The 15,779-nt window shown below is 71.8% G+C and carries 14 protein-coding genes and 3 pseudogenes; 7 read left to right on the top strand and 10 right to left on the bottom strand.

Annotated elements, in window-relative coordinates:
* Nucleotides 1-93: 93 nt before the first annotated feature.
* Complete coding sequence (locus ABIA35_RS32860) at nucleotides 94-1,665, bottom strand: molybdopterin-dependent oxidoreductase (RefSeq protein WP_370360555.1); 1,572 nt, start codon at nucleotides 1,663-1,665, stop codon at nucleotides 94-96.
* Nucleotides 1,666-1,911: 246 nt separating this feature from the next.
* Between ABIA35_RS32860 and sigK the strand changes: the two genes are divergently transcribed.
* Nucleotides 1,912-2,496, top strand: coding sequence for an ECF RNA polymerase sigma factor SigK (gene sigK / locus ABIA35_RS32855; RefSeq protein WP_370360554.1), 585 nt, complete (start codon nucleotides 1,912-1,914; stop codon nucleotides 2,494-2,496).
* Nucleotides 2,493-3,242 (top strand): anti-sigma factor domain-containing protein, encoded by a 750-nt coding sequence (locus ABIA35_RS32850; protein WP_370360553.1) that lies wholly within the window; start codon nucleotides 2,493-2,495, stop codon nucleotides 3,240-3,242. Before sigK ends, ABIA35_RS32850 begins: the two co-directional genes overlap by 4 nt.
* Nucleotides 3,243-3,544: 302 nt before the next feature.
* Here ABIA35_RS32850 and ABIA35_RS32845 read toward each other — a convergent pair.
* Nucleotides 3,545-3,808 (bottom strand): annotated as a pseudogene (locus ABIA35_RS32845) (nuclear transport factor 2 family protein); the annotation flags it as partial.
* 117 nt (nucleotides 3,809-3,925) lie between these two features.
* Here ABIA35_RS32845 and ABIA35_RS32840 point away from each other — a divergent pair.
* Nucleotides 3,926-4,669 carry a helix-turn-helix domain-containing protein gene (locus tag ABIA35_RS32840; protein WP_370360552.1) on the top strand — a complete coding sequence of 248 codons (744 nt, stop codon included), beginning with the start codon at nucleotides 3,926-3,928 and terminating at the stop codon, nucleotides 4,667-4,669.
* Here the strand turns inward: ABIA35_RS32840 and ABIA35_RS32835 are convergent.
* Nucleotides 4,666-5,118 (bottom strand): winged helix-turn-helix transcriptional regulator, encoded by a 453-nt coding sequence (locus tag ABIA35_RS32835; RefSeq protein WP_370335078.1) that lies wholly within the window; start codon nucleotides 5,116-5,118, stop codon nucleotides 4,666-4,668. The two genes, ABIA35_RS32840 and ABIA35_RS32835, sit on opposite strands and share 4 nt — an antisense overlap.
* Before the next feature lie 121 nt (nucleotides 5,119-5,239).
* Here ABIA35_RS32835 and ABIA35_RS32830 point away from each other — a divergent pair, with 121 nt between their 5' ends.
* Complete coding sequence (locus ABIA35_RS32830) at nucleotides 5,240-5,848, top strand: NAD(P)-dependent oxidoreductase (protein ID WP_370360551.1); 609 nt, start codon at nucleotides 5,240-5,242, stop codon at nucleotides 5,846-5,848.
* Between the two features lie 43 nt (nucleotides 5,849-5,891).
* On the opposite strand, the gene ABIA35_RS32825 is transcribed toward ABIA35_RS32830, so the two are convergent.
* Nucleotides 5,892-6,707 carry an alpha/beta fold hydrolase gene (locus ABIA35_RS32825; protein ID WP_370360550.1) on the bottom strand — a complete coding sequence of 272 codons (816 nt, stop codon included), beginning with the start codon at nucleotides 6,705-6,707 and terminating at the stop codon, nucleotides 5,892-5,894.
* Between the two features lie 40 nt (nucleotides 6,708-6,747).
* On the opposite strand from ABIA35_RS32825, the gene ABIA35_RS32820 reads away from it, so the two are divergent.
* Nucleotides 6,748-7,359: a TetR/AcrR family transcriptional regulator gene (locus ABIA35_RS32820; protein WP_370360642.1), complete on the top strand. Its 612-nt coding sequence runs from the start codon at nucleotides 6,748-6,750 to the stop codon at nucleotides 7,357-7,359.
* Here the strand turns inward: ABIA35_RS32820 and ABIA35_RS32815 are convergent.
* On the bottom strand, nucleotides 7,346-8,389 hold the full coding sequence (locus tag ABIA35_RS32815; RefSeq protein ID WP_370360549.1) for a YncE family protein: 1,044 nt from the start codon (nucleotides 8,387-8,389) through the stop codon (nucleotides 7,346-7,348). The two genes, ABIA35_RS32820 and ABIA35_RS32815, sit on opposite strands and share 14 nt — an antisense overlap.
* Before the next feature lie 400 nt (nucleotides 8,390-8,789).
* Nucleotides 8,790-9,830, bottom strand: coding sequence for an epoxide hydrolase family protein (locus ABIA35_RS32810; RefSeq protein ID WP_370360548.1), 1,041 nt, complete (start codon nucleotides 9,828-9,830; stop codon nucleotides 8,790-8,792).
* Between the two features lie 38 nt (nucleotides 9,831-9,868).
* On the opposite strand from ABIA35_RS32810, the gene ABIA35_RS32805 reads away from it, so the two are divergent.
* On the top strand, nucleotides 9,869-10,429 hold the full coding sequence (locus ABIA35_RS32805; protein WP_370360547.1) for a TetR/AcrR family transcriptional regulator: 561 nt from the start codon (nucleotides 9,869-9,871) through the stop codon (nucleotides 10,427-10,429).
* 115 nt (nucleotides 10,430-10,544) lie between these two features.
* On the opposite strand, the gene ABIA35_RS32800 is transcribed toward ABIA35_RS32805, so the two are convergent.
* Entirely contained in the window at nucleotides 10,545-10,949 is a 405-nt protein-coding gene (locus tag ABIA35_RS32800; RefSeq protein WP_370360546.1) for a MaoC family dehydratase, read from the bottom strand.
* A gap of 61 nt (nucleotides 10,950-11,010) precedes the next feature.
* Here ABIA35_RS32800 and ABIA35_RS32795 point away from each other — a divergent pair.
* A pseudogene (locus ABIA35_RS32795) lies at nucleotides 11,011-12,165 on the top strand (MFS transporter); the annotation flags it as partial.
* A gap of 100 nt (nucleotides 12,166-12,265) precedes the next feature.
* On the opposite strand, the gene ABIA35_RS32790 reads toward ABIA35_RS32795, so the two are convergent.
* From ABIA35_RS32790 to ABIA35_RS32780, 3 genes and pseudogenes are all read right to left on the bottom strand, one after another.
* Nucleotides 12,266-13,900 (bottom strand): PucR family transcriptional regulator, encoded by a 1,635-nt coding sequence (locus ABIA35_RS32790; protein WP_370360545.1) that lies wholly within the window; start codon nucleotides 13,898-13,900, stop codon nucleotides 12,266-12,268.
* Nucleotides 13,901-13,905: 5 nt separating this feature from the next.
* A complete protein-coding gene (locus ABIA35_RS32785; protein ID WP_370360544.1) occupies nucleotides 13,906-15,399 on the bottom strand; it encodes a serine hydrolase domain-containing protein in 1,494 nt (497 codons plus the stop codon).
* A gap of 54 nt (nucleotides 15,400-15,453) precedes the next feature.
* A pseudogene (locus tag ABIA35_RS32780) lies at nucleotides 15,454-15,779 on the bottom strand (hypothetical protein); the annotation flags it as partial.

The raw sequence follows: 15,779 nt of genomic DNA, 5'->3' as shown, positions 1-15,779 counted from the left end.
GCTGACAGTTGGTATTCGGAACCGTGGTGGATGCGGATTGGTCGATGTTTTTCATGAATTCTTGCGAGTTGCGAAGTGCTGGCGCCACAGCCCTCACGTCGTGGTGAAGACCACCGAATGCCAGCCGGTGGCACCGTCGGGGAAGGTGTCGGCGCGCTGCGCGGTCTGCACGGCGCCGGTGGCGTCGGTCGCGCGGACCTCGAGCTTGTGCAGGCCCGGCGGCAGATCCAGATGGCACGTCCACTGCCGCCAGGTATCAGGGGTGTCGGCCTGCGCCAGGCGCGCGAGCGTCCACGGGCCGCCGTCGGAGCGGACCTCGACGGCGTCGATGCCCCGGTGCGTGGCCCAGGCGACCCCGGCGACGGTGACCGTGCCGGCCGGGAGGTGAGCGAACGGTTTGGGCACGTCGATGCGCGAGGCTGTCTTCACCGGCGCTACCTTCGAGTAGCCGCGCTGGACCCAGTAGCTGTCGTATGCGGCGAAGGTGGTCAGTTCCAGATCCACCAGCCACTTGGTCGCCGAGACGTAGCCGAAGAAGCCGGGAACCAGCATGCGGCAGGGGAAACCGTGCGCGATCGGCAGCGGCTCGCCGTTCATCGCCACCGCGAGCAGGCCGGTGCGGCCGTCGAGCACTGATTCGACCGGGGTGCCGATGGTCATGCCGTCGATGGAGCGGCCGACGAGTTGGTCCGCGCCGCGCTGCACGCCGGCCTCGCGCAGCAAGTCCGCCAGCGAGGCGCCGATCCAGCGCGCGGTTCCCACGTAGGGGCCGCCGACCTCGTTGGAGACGCACGAAAGCGTCTGGTCGTGCTCGATCAGCGGCCGGGCCAGCAACTCGGCGAAGGACAGCTCCAACGGCTTGTCGGCCATGCCGCGGATGCGCAGCGTCCAGGCCTCCGGGTCCACCTGCGGCAACACCAGGGCGGTGTCGACACGGTAGAACTCTGAGTTCGGGGTGATGAACTCGGACAGGCCGACGACGTTGGGATGCGCGCCGGCCGGGATCGCCGGTGCGCGGACGGCCGGCGTCGGGATCCGTACGCGGGAACGCTTGACCGCTACGTTGTAGCGCCGATCCACCGCGACGCGGCCGACCAGTCCGGTCGCCGCTGCCGCACCGGCCGTGCCGACCGCCAAGGCCAGGAACCCCCGGCGGCCTTGAGCCCAGACCGGCAGGCGCGAAGGCGACGGCGTGGCCGGCGGTGGTGCGGTCGCAGCCCGATAGCTGCGCACCAGAAGCACCATCGCCGCCCCCGCGGCGGTCGCGCCGAGCAGCGACGGCCACAGATCGCCGCCCTGCGACGTCGGACGTGACAAGGCCGCCCAGGCGCCCATCACACCGAACAGCGCGACCAGCGCGGCCCCGACGGCCAGGCGGCGCACGGCGATGATGCCGGCGGCGACCGCGATCAGGCCGAGCGTGATGTAGATCCCGGTGAGCAGGACGAGTTTGTCGTCGGTCCCGAAGTGCCGGATCGCGAACTCCTTCAACGGCGTCGGCGTCAGGTCGATCGCCGACGAGCCGACCGCGATCGCCGGGGCCGTCTGCGGCCCGGACCACACCGCCGCCAGCTCCCCCACGCCGACCGCGAGACCGGCCGTGATCAGGCCGATCGCCGCGCCGGGCAGCGCGAAGGCCGCGCCCCGCCGCACCGTCCGTGCCACCGCCGTGCCGGCCGTCCTCCCGAAGCGCCTCATGCCAGCCGTTCGGAACAGCGCGCGCCGTGGATTGGAACGGCTTGGCGCTTCACTCGATCGGGGATCGGCAGAATCGCTCCGATTCTGGAATCCCGACACGTCCGGACCAATCCGGGACGGCTTGGGCACCGAATAGCTGTCGTGAGGCGAGAATTGGGTCAGGCCGCGCGCCGTCGCGCCCCAGACGACTTCGAGGACTGGAGACCACAGCCCATGCTCGGACGTGCCAGCTCCAGAACCGCTTCGGAGGAGCAGGCGACGTTGGAGACGCACCTGCACCGCGTGGCCCTCGGCGATCGCGGGGCCTTCGACGCGGTGTACGAGCAGCTGTCCGGCCCGATTCTCGGGGTGGCCCGCCGGATCCTGCGCGATCCGGCGCAGGCCGAGGAGGTGGCCCAGGAGGTCCTGGTCGAGATCTGGCGCACCGCCAGCCGTTTCGACCCGGCCCGGGGTTCGGCGCGCGCCTGGGCGCTGACGATGGCGCACGCGCGCGCGGTGGACCGCGTCCGGTCCGTCGACGCTGCGGCCCGGCGTGAGGCGCGCGCCGCGGAGCTGGAGGTCGTGCCGCCGTTCGACGAGGTGGTGGAGGCGGTGGAGGCGCGGCTGGACCGGGAGCGGGTGCGGCGCTGTCTGGAGGGCCTCACGGAATTACAGCGTGAGTCGGTGACGCTTGCCTACTACGGCGGCTACACCTATTCGCAGGTGGCGCACCTGTTAAGCAGCCCGCTGGGTACCGTGAAGACCCGTCTGCGCGACGGCCTGGCCCGCCTGCGCGACTGCCTGGGGGTGGGAGGATGAACGCGATGGATCCGGAGGTCCACTCTCTGACCGGGGCCTATGTGTGCCACGCGCTGGAGCCGGCCGAGCTGGAGGCGTTCGAGCGCCATCTGGCGCAGTGCCCCACGTGTGTGCAGGAGGTCGCCGAGCTCCAGGAGACCGCGGCGCTTCTGGCCTCGGCCGCGGCCCAGACTCCGCCGGCGCGGTTGAAGGCGGCGGTCGACGCGCGGATCGCGGTGACCCGGCAGATCCCGCCGATCATCAGCCACGTCCCGGCGCGCCAGAGCGAGCGTCGGCCGCGGCGGCGCTGGTTCACCGCCCTGGGCTGGGGCCTGGCGGCCGGGCTGGCCGCGGTGGTCGCGGTGCTGGGCGTCCGGCTGAACGACCAGCAGAACCAGATCGACCAGGCGCGCGAGCGCGGCACGGCGATCACCTCGTTGCTGGCCGCCCCGGACGTGCACGCCGAGAGCGTGAGCGTCAGCACCGGCGGCAACGGCAGGGTGCTGGTGTCCCGTTCCCGCGACGAGGCGGCGATCACGGTCAGCGGCCTGTCGCAGCTGTCGCCGGGCAAGGTGTATCAGCTGTGGATGATGGGGCCCTCGGGGGCGCGGTCGGGCGGTCTGGTGCCGGTGAAGTCCGAGGCGTTCGACTCGGTGCTGGCGCACGGGCTCGGCGACGCGCAGACGATCGGGCTGACGGTCGAGCCGGCCGGCGGTTCGGCGCAGCCGACGACGGCGCCGGTGATGCTGCTGCCGATGCCGGCGTGAGGGGAGTTGTTCAGGCAGCCGGTTAGGCAGCCAGCCAGGCGCGGCCCTCGGTGAGGATGGCTTGTTCCTGCTCGCTGAAGCGGGTCGGGAACGTGCCGGTCACCGTGGCGCCGCTGCTTTCGAGCAGGTACGCGAGCGCGGCGTATTCGCGGGGGTGGCGGCGGCGGAGGGCTTCGGAGTCGACGTCCTCGGCCGCGCCGGTGCCGAAGGTAGGTGAAGCCGCCCAGGTCGTAGACGGAGTCGCGGTGCTCGATACGCCAGGCTCCGTCGCGGCGGCTGACGCGGTCCAGGAAGCGGTTGTGGATCGTGGCGCCGAGGCCGAGGGCGGTGTGGTCGGCCAGGAGGATCGCGTTGGTCTCGACGAGGGCGCGGCCGCCGGCGAACTCGATCGTCGGGGTGCCGATGAAGTGCTTGCTGCGCAATGGGCCCTCGGCCATGCGGCGGGAGCGTTCGATGAATTCGCGGGCTGTACCGGAGAACCACAGGATTCTGAGGGTGGCGTCTTCGTGGAAGAGGGCGGCCAGGGCGTTCCAGTCGTGGCGGTCGCGGTGGATCCAGCCGGTCATGAGGTCGGCGATGGCTTGGCGGTCGGTGTTGGCTTGGCGGTCGGTGTTTCGGCTATCGGGCATATCATCACCGTCGCTCATCCCCGGGTTGGCCTGCTACCGCTATCCTGACCAGTGATGCCGGAAAGCCGCCAAGGCCGGTGGGCGCTTGTCCACGGCGAAGCCATCGCCCCGCATTCGCATGCGCAGGGCCAACTCCTCTATGCGGCCAGCGGTGTCCTGGCCACCACGACCGAGCGCGGCACGTGGGTCTCGCCGGCCGACCGCATCTCCTGGACACCGCCGTGCTTCGAGCACCACCACCGTGCCTACGCCGAGACCGAGATCGGCATCGTCGAGCTGCCGGATGAGCTTTGCGGCGGGCTTCCGGGGCATCCCAGCGTGTTCGCGGTGTCGGCGTTGCTGCGCGAGGTGGTGCTCAAGCTCACCGACGGCCGTGCGCTGCGTCCCGGCGTCGGGGCCCGGCTGCTCCAGGTGGCCGTCGACGAACTGCTCGACCTGCCCGAGAACTCGCTCTACCTGCCCGAGCCGGCCGACGACCGGCTGCTCGCGGCCACCGGCCGGCTGCACGCCGATCCGGCCGATCCGGCGACGCTCACGGAGCTCGGCAGGGCGGTGGGCGCCAGCGAGCGGACGCTGAGCAGGCTGTTCCGGGCCGAGCTGGGGATGTCGTTCCACCAGTGGCGCACGCTGCTGCGGGTCCAGCACGCGCTGGTGCACCTCGCGCAGGGCCGGTCGGTGACCGGGACCGCGACGCTGTGCGGGTGGGCGAATCCGACCAGCTTCATCGAGGCGTTCACGGCGATCGTCGGGCAGACGCCGGGGCGGTACCAGGGCGGGCTGCGGGTCGGCCAGCGTTAGCGGGGCCGGTCCGACACGTCCTCCTCCGAGGCGGCGTGCGCGGCGTCGTACTCCTGCTGCGCGGCGATGAACCGGGGCATGTTCAGCTCGGCCCAGTCGCCGATCACCGCGATCGGCTCGGCCAGGGAGTGGCCCAGCTCGGTGAGGGTGTACTCCACACGCGGCGGGACCTCGGCGAAGATCCGGCGGGTGACCAGGCCGTCGCGTTCCATGCGGCGCAGCGACTGGGTCAGCACCTTCGGGGCGACGCGGCCGAGGTGCGTGCGCAGCTCGGTGAAGCGCATCGGGCCGTCGGAGAGCAGCAGGACGACCAGGACCGTCCACTTGTCGCCGATCCGGTCCAGCAGCAGCCGGGTCGGGCAGTCGGCGTCGAACAGGTCCCCGCGCTCACCGGTCCGGCGCTGCGCCCGGAAGCGGTCGACCAGCCGGGGAGGGGTGATAGTAACCATGAGGTACTTATAGCACGTTGAAGTAATCAGTTACCAATGGTTACTGTCGCAGGCAACGCGACAGTGAGACCGAACAGCGACACCGAAACACCACAACGAACCACGACGAGGGAGAACGACCATGAAGATCGCCGTCTACGGAGCCTCCGGCATGATCGGCAGCCGGGTGGTGGCCGAGGCCCTGACCCGCGGCCACGACGTCACCGGCATCACCCGCTCCGGCGGCGCCCTGCCCGAGGGCGTGCGCGCACTCCAGGCCGACGCCGGCGACGCCGAGTCCGCCAAGCGCGTCGCGGCCGACGCCGACGTGGTCGTCTCGGCCATCGGCCCCAGCCGCACCGGCGGCGACCGCCGCGAGTTCCTGGCCCAGCTGCGCACCCTGGCCGAGAACCTCGGCGACGCGCGCCTGCTCGTCGTCGGCGGCGCGGGCTCGCTGCTGGTCAACGGCCACCGCCTGGTCGACGACCCGGAGTTCCCCGACCTGTACAAGGCCGAGGCCCTCATCGGCGCCGAGGCCCTGGACTACATCCGCGGCCTCGGCGACAGCGCGGACTGGACCTTCTTCAGCCCGGCCCCGGTGATCCAGCCGGGCACCCGCACCGGCACGTACAAGACCGAGGCCGACTCCCCCGCCGGCGACACCATCTCCGCCGAGGACTACGCGGTCGCGATGCTGGACGAGATCGAGAAGCCCGCCTACCGGCGGCAGCGGTTCACCGCGGCCAACTGAGGCTGACTGAGGCCGACGACTCTACCGGCCGGCCGGCAGCCGATCAGGGCCGCGCAGCCAGGGCGTCGATGAGCCCGCCGAGTGCGGCGGGCGCGTCGACGTGGGCGAGGTGTCCCTGTCCGGGCAGCTTCTCGACGCGGGCGGGCTGGGCGTGGCCCTGGCGGATGCGGCGCCGGACGTCCTCGGACGACGTGCCGTACGGTGCCGTGCCGATGCTGGTCTCGCCGATGATCAGGTCGACGCGTCGCGCGTGCTCGGCGAGCGTGTCCGGCGGCGGCAGTTCGTTGAGCGCGGTCAGTTCGGCGTGCAGGGGCTCGCTCAGGCGCCGCAGCGTTTGCCAGTCTTGCGGGTTCGACCGCAGGGCTTCGACGTGCTCGGCGGGGAAGCCCGAGATCAGCGTGTTGACGATCTCGACGCTGCGGTCCCGGTCCCGGTCGGCGGCGGCCTGCGCGAGCTGGGGCAGCGCGTCGTGCGCGAACGGGGCGATGACCGGTTCGTAGGCGATGACCTGCGGCACCGGCCTGCCGCCGGCCACCAGGAGGGCGATCAGGCCGCCGTAGCTCCAGCCGAACAGGGCCTCGGTCCCGGGGAGCGCGTCCAGGACCGCGAGCACGTCGGACACCTCGGTGTGGAGCGTATAACCGGACGGCAGCGGACCGGACGGCGCGCGCCCGCGCCGGTTGAGCACGGCCACGGAGGGCCAGGCGTGGATCGAGCGGGCGACGTGGCGCCAGCCGTGGGCGTCGCTCATGACGCCGGGGACCATCACCAGGCCCGGCGCGTCGGCGTCTCCGTATATGTCGACGGTGACCGTGGAGTCCTGGGAGACCGGCACCGTTTTCTGAATCGATCGCTCCATAAATTGATTATGGAGCAGACGCTCTATAATGCAACCCATGATCGCATCCGGGCGGCGTGGCCGGCCTCGCGCCTTCGACCGCGACCGGGCGGTGCTGGCCGCGGCCCGCCTGTTCTGGGAGAGCGGCTATGCGGGGACTTCGACGCGCGCGCTCACCGACGCGATCGGGATCTCCACGTCGAGCCTGTACGCCGCGTTCGGCAGCAAGGCGGCCCTGTTCGAGGTCGCGGTGCGGACCTACGCCGAGCGCTACCGCGAGATCTACCGGGAAGCCGTCGCCGAACGCGAGGTCCTCACCGTCCTCGACCACGTCCTGACACGCTCGGTCCGCGAGTTCACCCAGCCCACTGATGATCACCCCGGATGCCTGATCAGCAGCGCGGTGTTCGCTGACAGCGGCGAGGCGCTCGATGTCCGCTCCTACATCGCCGATCTCCACCGGGACAACGAGCAGATGCTCCGGGCCCGCATCGAACAGGCCGTGGACGAAGGGCAACTGCCCGCCGACACCTCGGCGGGCGCGCTCACCGGACTGGTCCAGGCGCTCTGGCACGGATTGTCCGTACGGTCCACCCTCGGCGCGTCCCGCGACGAACTGCTCGCCGCGGCGAACCTCGCGCTCCGTCAGCTGACCGCCCTCACCCCGAGGTGACCGACGGCGAGAACGCGTTCGGCGCCAGCAGCGTCGCCTTCCCCGAGCCGTCGGCCGGCGCCGACCACACGTCGTACCCGCTGCCCCCCGACTGCGGGACCGCGTACATCACCGTGTGGTCGTCGAGCCAGGCGGCCTGGTCGTCGACGCTGCGCTGTTCGGCCAGCGGCGTCTCGGCCAGGGTCGCCAGGTTCAGCACCGTCAGGTGCCACATCTTCCAGGCGTCGTTCGACACCCGCTTCTTGAAGACGATCCGGGTGCCGTCCGGGGACAGCGACGGGCACTCGACGTTGTCGATCAGCGTCGTCAGGGTGTGGGCGGCGACGTCGCCGCGGACCAGCCAGGTGCGGCCGCCGGTGCCGAGGGTGGCGTAGAAGGTGTTGTCGTCGGCGGCGAAGGTCACGCCCCACAGGTTCTCGTCGACCGCGTGGTAGGGCTTGCCCTGCAAGGTGATCGCGAAAGTCTCCAGCGAGTCGGTCAGCTTCCCGGTGCTCAGGTCCAGGATCGAGGTCCGGGTGGAGAAGGCCGGTCCGTTGTAGGCGTCGCCGGCCACGAAGGTGGTCCAGGCGGCCATGCGGCCGTCGGCGGACAGGCGTGCGCGGTTCGGGATGCCCGGGGCCTGCAGCTTCTTGATCAGTTTGAAGGTCTTGTCGTAGACCGCGACGTCGGCGACGCGCACCAGATTGTCGTCGGCCCGCAGACACAACAGGATTCCGGACGCTGTGTAGGACCGGTCGCACTGGACGTTGGACAGCGTCGGGGTCCCCACGACGCTGCTGGAATCGGCGGAAAGGGGGCGTTCGGCGAGCGTGCCGTCGTCCGGACCCGCGACCGTCGTCTTGTACAGCAAGTACCCCGGGCCGGTGTTCAGGCCGGCCGGCTGGTCCAGGACCACCGTGCCCTTCACCCCCGCGCGCGCCGTCGGCCGGCCCTGATACGCCACGACCACCGCGGTGCCGGCGATCGCCATCAGCAGGGCCACCGAGGCGATGAATATCTTCGTGCGATGTGGGGACTCTGATATCGGCACTGGCAGACGGTATCGCGTCGTGTGTCCGGTCGTGTACGGATACTGGCGTGAAGCCGGATTATCCCTACACCGTCGACGGCGAATCAGCACCGGCAACAACAGGAACGCCAGGAACCCGAAGACCGCTGGTTGCGGTTTGTTCGTGGGCTGACAGGCGCAGGCGTTTCTTGACGGCTTCGCGCGGGGTTTGCCGGATCCGTTGGTGGCGCGGGTCGGGGGTGGTGCTGGTTTCGCGGGGCGGCGGTGGTGTGGGCAGGTGGTCGGCTCTACTGCGACAGTCAAAGGCCACAGTCAAGAGCTTGAAGAGCGCCTCCGGCGGCGCCTGCGCGGCGAGCGCCCCCACCCCAGCCGCACCCACACGAGGAACTCACCCACACAGAAGTCGGGGGCGCCCACCTTCTCAGGCTCCGATCTCCACCGCACGTCGCAGATCCCTCACATAGTCATCAGGGTTCTCCCATGCGGCGAAGTGGCCGCCGGCATCGTGTTCCACGTACTCGCGGACGTTCAGGAACGCCTCGGCGTAGCTTCGCGGCTCCGGCTTGGTGTCGCGTGGGAACACCGAGAGGACGGTCGGGGTGTCGAGCCGGCCGGGCATCGTGGCCGGCTCGGTGTAGGACGCGAACGAGGTCCCGATGGTGCCGGTGAACCAGTAGGCGCTGACCCAGGTGAGGAGATCGTCGATGGTGAAGGCCCCGGCGTCGGACCATGCTTCCAGCTTCTCCACGATCCACGCCGCCAGGCCCGCCGGGGAGTCGCCGAGCGCGACGGCGAGGGTGTTCGGGCGGGTCGACTGCTCGGCGATGTAGCCGCCCTCGGCGCGGAACCACTGCCCGGTGCGGGCCAGGTAGGCCGCCGCGTCGGGGGCGAGTTTGGCCGGGTCGGCGGTGAGGGCGCGCTGCGGGGCGACGTTCGTCAGGTGCAGCGCGGCCACGCGGTCCGGGTGCTCGGCCGCGATGATCTCCGCGACGGTGCCGCCGACGTCGCCGCCGGACAGCGTGTAGCGCGGGTAGCCGAGTTCGGCGAGGGCCTCGGCGACGACCGCCGCGACGCGGTTGGCCGACATGCCCGGTTCGGTGAGCGGGGGCGCGAAGGGGAAGCCCGGCAGCGCGGGGACGACCACGTGCAGATCCGTCAGCAGCGGCAGCACGCGCTCGAAGCGCAGGACCGAGTCCGGCCAGCCGTGCAGCAGCACCACGACCGGGGCCCCGGGGTCGGCCGCGCGCTGGTGGATCACCCGCAGTTCGATGCCGCCGGCGGTGACCGGCTGCCAGGGGTACCCGCCGACGCGCTGCTCGTGCTCGCGCCAGTCGTAGCCGTCCGCCCAGCGCTCCAGCAGTTCGTCGAGCCGGCCGGCGGTGATCCCGCGGGTCCGGTCGCCGCTCCAGGGGGTGGCCACGCGCCGGGCCGCGCGGATCCGGGTGTACAGGTCGTCCGTCATGTGTACGAGCATACACATCGATGTGTATGCTCGTACACATGACTTCCCGCAACGCGGCCGCCACCAGGCAGCGGATCCTGGAGGAGGCCCGCCGCCAGTTCGCGCAGCACGGATACGCCGCGATCACGGTCAAGGGCGTGGCCGACGCGGCCGGCGTGTCGCCGAACCTGATCACGCGCTACTTCGGCGGCAAGGACGGCCTGTTCCTGGCGGCGGCCCGGGTGACGATCCCGGTCTCGGACTCCTTCGACGGCGACCGCGCCGCCCTCGGCGAACGCCTGGCGGCGAGCATCGTGCAGCGCTGGTTCGGGGCACCCGGCGAGGATCCGCTGCTGGTGCTGCAACGGGCGTCGGGCGAGCGCCCCGAGGCGGCCGAAGCCCTGGCAACCTTCCTCGACGCGAACTCCCTGGAGCCGCTGCGGCAACACCTGCGCGCGAGCGGCCTGGACGAGGACCAGGCACGGGAGCGGGCCGCCGCGATCGACGCCTTCGTACTCGGCGTGTCGACGCGGCGACGGGTGCTGCGCTCGGAGCTCGGCGACGCGGAGGCGCTGCGGGTGTGGCTGGGGCGGACGATTCAGCGGCTGGCTGACGGGTGAGCCGCGGCCTGCCGCGCGATGTGCGGCCGGCCGGCGCGGCTTGGGGCCGGCCTGCGCCCGTTCCGCCAGCAATCCGCCGACAACCCGCCGACAATCCGCCGACAATCCGTCGCCCCTACTCGACGATCCGCACCAAAGCCTCGGCGACCACGACCGGCTTCTCGATCCCCTCGGCCTCGACGACCTGCAGGCTCCGCACCTGGATCCCGCCGGGCACGCGGTCGGCGCCCTGGAGCGTGAGCCGCATCCGGACCCGGGTTCCGGACGGCAGGGGTGCCGGGAAGCGGACCTTGTCGTAGCCGTAGTTCAGGCCGTGCGCGATGGTCGTGCCCAGCGGGCTGGCCGCGGCCCGCTCGGGGTCGACGTGGATCCACTGGTCGTCACCGGTCGCGGCGGCGAACGCGTCGATGCGTTCTTGGGTGACCATGTACCAGTCGGTGGGCCCGATCTCCTTGCCGAGCAGGTCCTGCAGGTCCTCGTACGAGCTCGGGCGCACGGGCAGCCCGGTGATGTCAGTCATGGGCCGAGCCTACTTGAGTCCGACGTCAAGTTCATCTGCCGTCCTGCTTTAATGGGGCGCGATGAACCGCCTGGCTCCGCTGTCAGTACCCGCATTCCGCCGCTTCTGGGCCGGCCGCGTGCTGTCGGTCACCGGCACCGCGATGGCGCCGGTGGCGTTGGCCTTCGCCGTGCTGCGTCTGGGCGGGTCGGCGGCCGACCTGAGCTTCGTGCTGATGGCGAACGTCGGCGCCCAGGTGCTGTTCCTGCTCTTCGGCGGCGCGCTGGCCGACCGGGTGCCGCGCAGCAGGGTCCTGATCTTCGCCAACGTGGCCGCGGGCTGCGTCCAGGGGACGGTCGCGGCCGTCGTGCTGTCCGGAAGCGCGCGGGTCTTCGAGCTGGTGCTCCTGGCCTTCCTCGGCGGGACGGCCAACGCCTTCATCACCCCGGCCGCGCAGGGGACGGTCGCCCGACTCGTCCCGGCCGCACTGCGGCGCGACGCGAACGCGTTGCTGCGTATGGCATTCAACGTGTTCAAGGTCGCCGGGCCGGCGATCGCGGGCGTGGTCGTCGCGACGGTCGGGCCGGGCTGGGCGATCGCGTGGGACGCGGCGACGTTCTTCGGCGCGGCACTGATCATGACCGGGCTGCCCGCCGAGGAGGTCACGGCCCGCGCGCAGAAGTTCACCGCGGGCCTGGCCGAGGGCGTGCGCGAATTCTGGGCGCGGCCCTGGCTGCGAATCGTGGTGGCCCAGAGCGCGGTGGGAGTACTCGGCTGGCTGGTCGGATTCCAGCTGCTCGGACCTGTGTACGCACTGCGCTCCCACGGCGGCGCGGTCGCCTGGGGCGAGATCTCGGCGGGGTTCGCCGTCGGTCTGCTGACGGGCTCCCTCGGCGCGTTCCTCTGGCGTCCACAGCGAGTCGGAGTCGTGATGGCGGCGGGATCGGCGTACATGGCCGTGCCGCTCATCGCGATGGCGGCTGCGGCCCCGACGTGGGTCGTCGTGCTGGGCACGGCGACCGCCGGCATCGGCACCGACATGAGCATCCTGGCCTGGTCGACGTACCGCCAGCTGGCGATCCCCGATGAGCTGCTGGCCCGCATGAACGCGGTGAACGGACTCGTCCAGCTGCTGCCGATCCCCCTCGGCTACGCCGTGGCCGGCCCGCTCGCCGACGCCTTCGGCGTGGCACCGGTGCTGTGTGCGGCGGCGGCCTTGACGCTGGCGTCGGCGACGATGCCGCTCGCGTCGCGCGAGGTGCGCGCGATGAGGCTGGGGACCTTCGACGAACCTGAGAGCGACGGCTCTAAGAGCAATGAGCCTAAGAGCAACGCGCCTAAGCGTCCAGCAATCGCAATTGCAGCATCAACGCAAACCGCGACTCGCTATCGCCGAGGTCCACATCCCCGATCTCCGCGATCCGGTGCAACCGATACCGGAACGTGTTCGGGTGGATGTGAACCGCCTCGGCCGCGGCGTTGATGTCCCCGAACGCGTCCAGCCACGCCGTGAGCGTCTCCACCAGGCTGCTGTTGTGCTCCCGGTCGTACTCCGCGAGCCCGGCGACCGGTCCCGAGGGGCTGTGGCCGTCGGCCGCGGCCACGTCGATCAGCAGCGCTTCCGCGTACACCTCCGACAGGCTCGCCATCGTCCGGCGGGAGCGCCGGCGCCGCAGGACCCGCAGGACGCGGTCCGCGTCCTGCCGCGACCGGGGCACCGCGTGCAGGTCCAGGGCGATGCGGCCGATGCCGACCAGGTCGGTGCCGCCGGTGCGCTCCTGGTACTCCTTCAGGACGGTCGTGACCCGTTGCTCGGCGGCCTGTTCGTCGGAGGTGTCGACCGGCAGGACCGCGTAGACGACACCGCCCAGCACGGCCGCCACCGAGCCGTGGTGCACCGCCGAGAGGTGGACGGCCAGGGTGTCCAGGGCCTGCTGGCGTGCGGTCTCGAAGCGGGCCAGCTCGCGGGCGCCCTCGGCCTGCGCGCCTTCCGGGGCGGCGGCCGCGGCGACCACGCAGGCGCGGCCGGCCAGGCCGAGGCGGGTCGCCGCGTCGGCCGCCGCCGGGCCGCCCTCCAGCAGGATCGAGACGAGCTCGGCGCGCAGCCGGCGCTCGACGTCGGCGCCGGCGCGCATGCGCAGCAGGTGCAGGGCGACGAGCTTGGCCGCCTCGATGAACGCCTGCTCGCGGGCCGGGGGCAGGGGTTCGGCGACGGCCGCCCAGATCGAGCCGAGGATCTCGTCCCCGGCGCGGACCGCGATCGCCTGGCGGGCCCGGGTCACCGTCGGCAGGCCGAAGGCCTCGGCCCGGATCAGGACCGGGCGCTCGTGCCGGTAAAGCTCGCGGAAGTAGCCGCGCTGTTCCAGCAGCCGAGTGTAGTCGGCGGGGACCTGGCGGCCCAGGATGGTCTGCACCCGCGACTGGTCCGCCTCGTCCTGGCGGCCGGAGAAGGCCAGGACGCGCGAGCTGCGGTCCTCGATGGTGATCGGCGCGTCCAGCAGCGCGCTGATGGCGTTGGCCAGGGCGAACAGGTCGCCGGCCGGGACGCCGCCGATCGTTTCGGCCTCGGTGGGAACCACGTCGCCCTCGGCCAGCAGGGTGCGCAGCAGCGAGGTCAGCTGGGCCCAGGACGCGCCGCGCACCAGGCCCAGCAGCACCGTGCCGGTCTGCGAGACGGTCCGGCGGACCTGGTCGTCCACCTCGGCCGGGGCCCGCACGATCAGCCCGGCCCCGCCGTCGGCCGCGATCCGCTCCAGCAGCTCGCAGGTCTCGGCCGCGCCGCGCACGCCGACCCCCAGGACCAGCGCGCCCGGCGGCAGCGCCGGCTCGTCGAGCGGGTCGTGGATGACGACACCGCCGACGTCCGGCGCGCATCCCGGATCGCCGGCGGCCAGATCGAGCAGGGTGGTACCGAGGTGGTCCAGGACCCGGCCGAGCGCGGCTCGCGAGGTGACGTCAGGGGTGGTGCGCACGGAGCTCACCCTAGATCGACATCGGCCGGAGGGGAATGATCAACGGTCGGCCGGACGTCGGGCCTGTTTTCGAGCAGGGGGTATCGCAACGCGTCGGCGTCAGACATGCGCGTGTGGATGCGACCGCCGAGGAACAGGTGGGTGGCCCGGCCCTGCTCGTCGACCTCGGGAACGGCGTATTCCAGGTACCGGCCCCGCTCGGGCTCGGCGTCGAGCAGCGAGGACGGGGTATAGCCGACCAGCGGCTTGTACTGGGGGTCGGGGCCGGTCAGGGCCGCGATCGCGCCGAGCGGGGTGAGGACGGCCTGCAGGCCGCCGTCGTGGCTCCGGACGATGTCCACCCGCTGTCCGGCGTCGGCATAGCTGCCGAGGAACGGCTCGGCCTCGATCGGGACGGCCGGCTGCGGCGGCACGTCACGGCTCTGCGCCTCGATGCCGGCCAGCGCGCCGAAGACCGCGCGCTCCACGGCCTCGAACACCGGCAGCGCGTCGCCGCCGTTGGTGAGCACGGAGAACGCGACGCCCTTGTCGGGGGCGAACCGCAGCCGGGAGGTCTGCCCGATGGTGCCGCCGTCGTGGCCGACCACGAGGCCGCCGGGGCGGTCGATCAGCGCGAAGCCCAGGCCCCAGCCGGTGCCGAGCAGGTTGCCGCTGCCGGGCAGGGCCACCTGCTGCTCCCGCATCGCGGCCACCGAGGCCTCGCTCAGGATCCGGGTGCCGTCCTGGGCCAGGCCGCCGTTCATGTGGGCGCGGGCGAAGGCGATCAGGTCCCGGGCGCGAGCGGCGGTCGAGGCGCCGGCCGGGGCCGCCGAGCGCGGCAGCTGCCAGATCGGCGCGACCTGCTGCCCGCCGTCGGGGCCGTCGAGGTGGCCGACGGCGGTGCGGAACAGCAGCGCCTCCTCCGGCAGAGCGGCCATGTGCGTCAGGCCCAGCGGCGCGATGAGGTGCTCGCGCAGCGCCGCCTCCCACGACGGCAGCTCCCTGATGCGCTGCACCAGCAGGCCGAGCACGGAGTACGCGGCGTTGCAGTAGGAGAACATCCGGCCCGGCTCGTACATCTGGTCGTGGTCCTTGAGGCCCTCGACGTAGCGCAGCACCGCGTCGTCGCCCCGGCCGAAGTCGGTGAAGACGTCGCCGGGCAGGCCGCTGGTGTGGCTCAGGAGCTGGCGCACCGTGACGGACTCGGCGGCGGCCGGGTCGGAGACCGTCAGCTCGGGCACGTAGGTGCGCGCCGGCTCGTCCAGGTCCACCAGGCCCGCCTCGACGAGCTGCATGGTCAGCGTCGCGGTGAGGGTCTTGGTGATCGAGCCGATCTGGAACAGCGAGTCGGGCGTCGCGGCCACGCCGGTGTTCAGGTTCAGCACGCCGGTGGCGAGCTCGATCACCTGGTCGCCGTCGCTGACCGCGACGGCCGCGCCGGGCACGTGGTTCTCCCGGGTGGCGGTGTCTAGCAGGGCGACCAGTTCCGGCAGGAGGCCGTCGAGATCGGTGTCGGTCATGGGCACATCCCCCTTTCAGCAGACGTCGGATTCAGCGAGAGTCGGCTGCCGATCTCAGTCGAGCAAGTACCAGCCGGAGCGCGTGAAGCCGGTGATGTGGTAGCCGTCGGCGAGCGCCTCGGTGAGCGCGCGACGCACGGCGAACCGCCAGGCCCGGGCCTGCTCCGGTGCCTCATGGCGCAGGGTTTGGATGGCAGCCGGCGTCGCGCACAGCAGCGGCCCGGGGCTGTCCTGGATCGAGGTGGCAGTGACCGAGGTAGCAGTGACAGAGCTAGCACCAACAGAGCTAGTGCAGCGCCGCGTTGATTCTTCGGGGGTTTGATCAGGCTGTCGGTTCGCCGAGGTAGAGCCCGGCAGCGCAGTCGAGGGCGGCTTCCGGG

It is taken from the genome of Catenulispora sp. MAP12-49, assembly GCF_041262705.1.
Lineage (GTDB): Bacteria > Actinomycetota > Actinomycetes > Streptomycetales > Catenulisporaceae > Catenulispora.
Note: the sequence above shows the minus strand (reverse complement) of the source record. Positions and strands in the feature narration are given on the sequence as shown.

Excerpts from the sequence above, each read along its gene's own strand:
- sigK (WP_370360554.1), top strand. The coding sequence starts at position 1,912 with ATGCTCGGACGTGCCAGCTCCAGAACCGCTTCGGAGGAGCAGGCGACG.
- ABIA35_RS32850 (WP_370360553.1), top strand. The coding sequence starts at position 2,493 with ATGAACGCGATGGATCCGGAGGTCCACTCTCTGACCGGGGCCTATGTG.
- ABIA35_RS32840 (WP_370360552.1), top strand. The coding sequence starts at position 3,926 with ATGCCGGAAAGCCGCCAAGGCCGGTGGGCGCTTGTCCACGGCGAAGCC.
- ABIA35_RS32835 (WP_370335078.1), bottom strand. The coding sequence starts at position 5,118 with ATGGTTACTATCACCCCTCCCCGGCTGGTCGACCGCTTCCGGGCGCAG.
- ABIA35_RS32830 (WP_370360551.1), top strand. The coding sequence starts at position 5,240 with ATGAAGATCGCCGTCTACGGAGCCTCCGGCATGATCGGCAGCCGGGTG.
- ABIA35_RS32825 (WP_370360550.1), bottom strand. The coding sequence starts at position 6,707 with ATGGAGCGATCGATTCAGAAAACGGTGCCGGTCTCCCAGGACTCCACG.
- ABIA35_RS32810 (WP_370360548.1), bottom strand. The coding sequence starts at position 9,830 with ATGACGGACGACCTGTACACCCGGATCCGCGCGGCCCGGCGCGTGGCC.
- ABIA35_RS32805 (WP_370360547.1), top strand. The coding sequence starts at position 9,869 with ATGACTTCCCGCAACGCGGCCGCCACCAGGCAGCGGATCCTGGAGGAG.
- ABIA35_RS32800 (WP_370360546.1), bottom strand. The coding sequence starts at position 10,949 with ATGACTGACATCACCGGGCTGCCCGTGCGCCCGAGCTCGTACGAGGAC.
- ABIA35_RS32785 (WP_370360544.1), bottom strand. The coding sequence starts at position 15,399 with ATGACCGACACCGATCTCGACGGCCTCCTGCCGGAACTGGTCGCCCTG.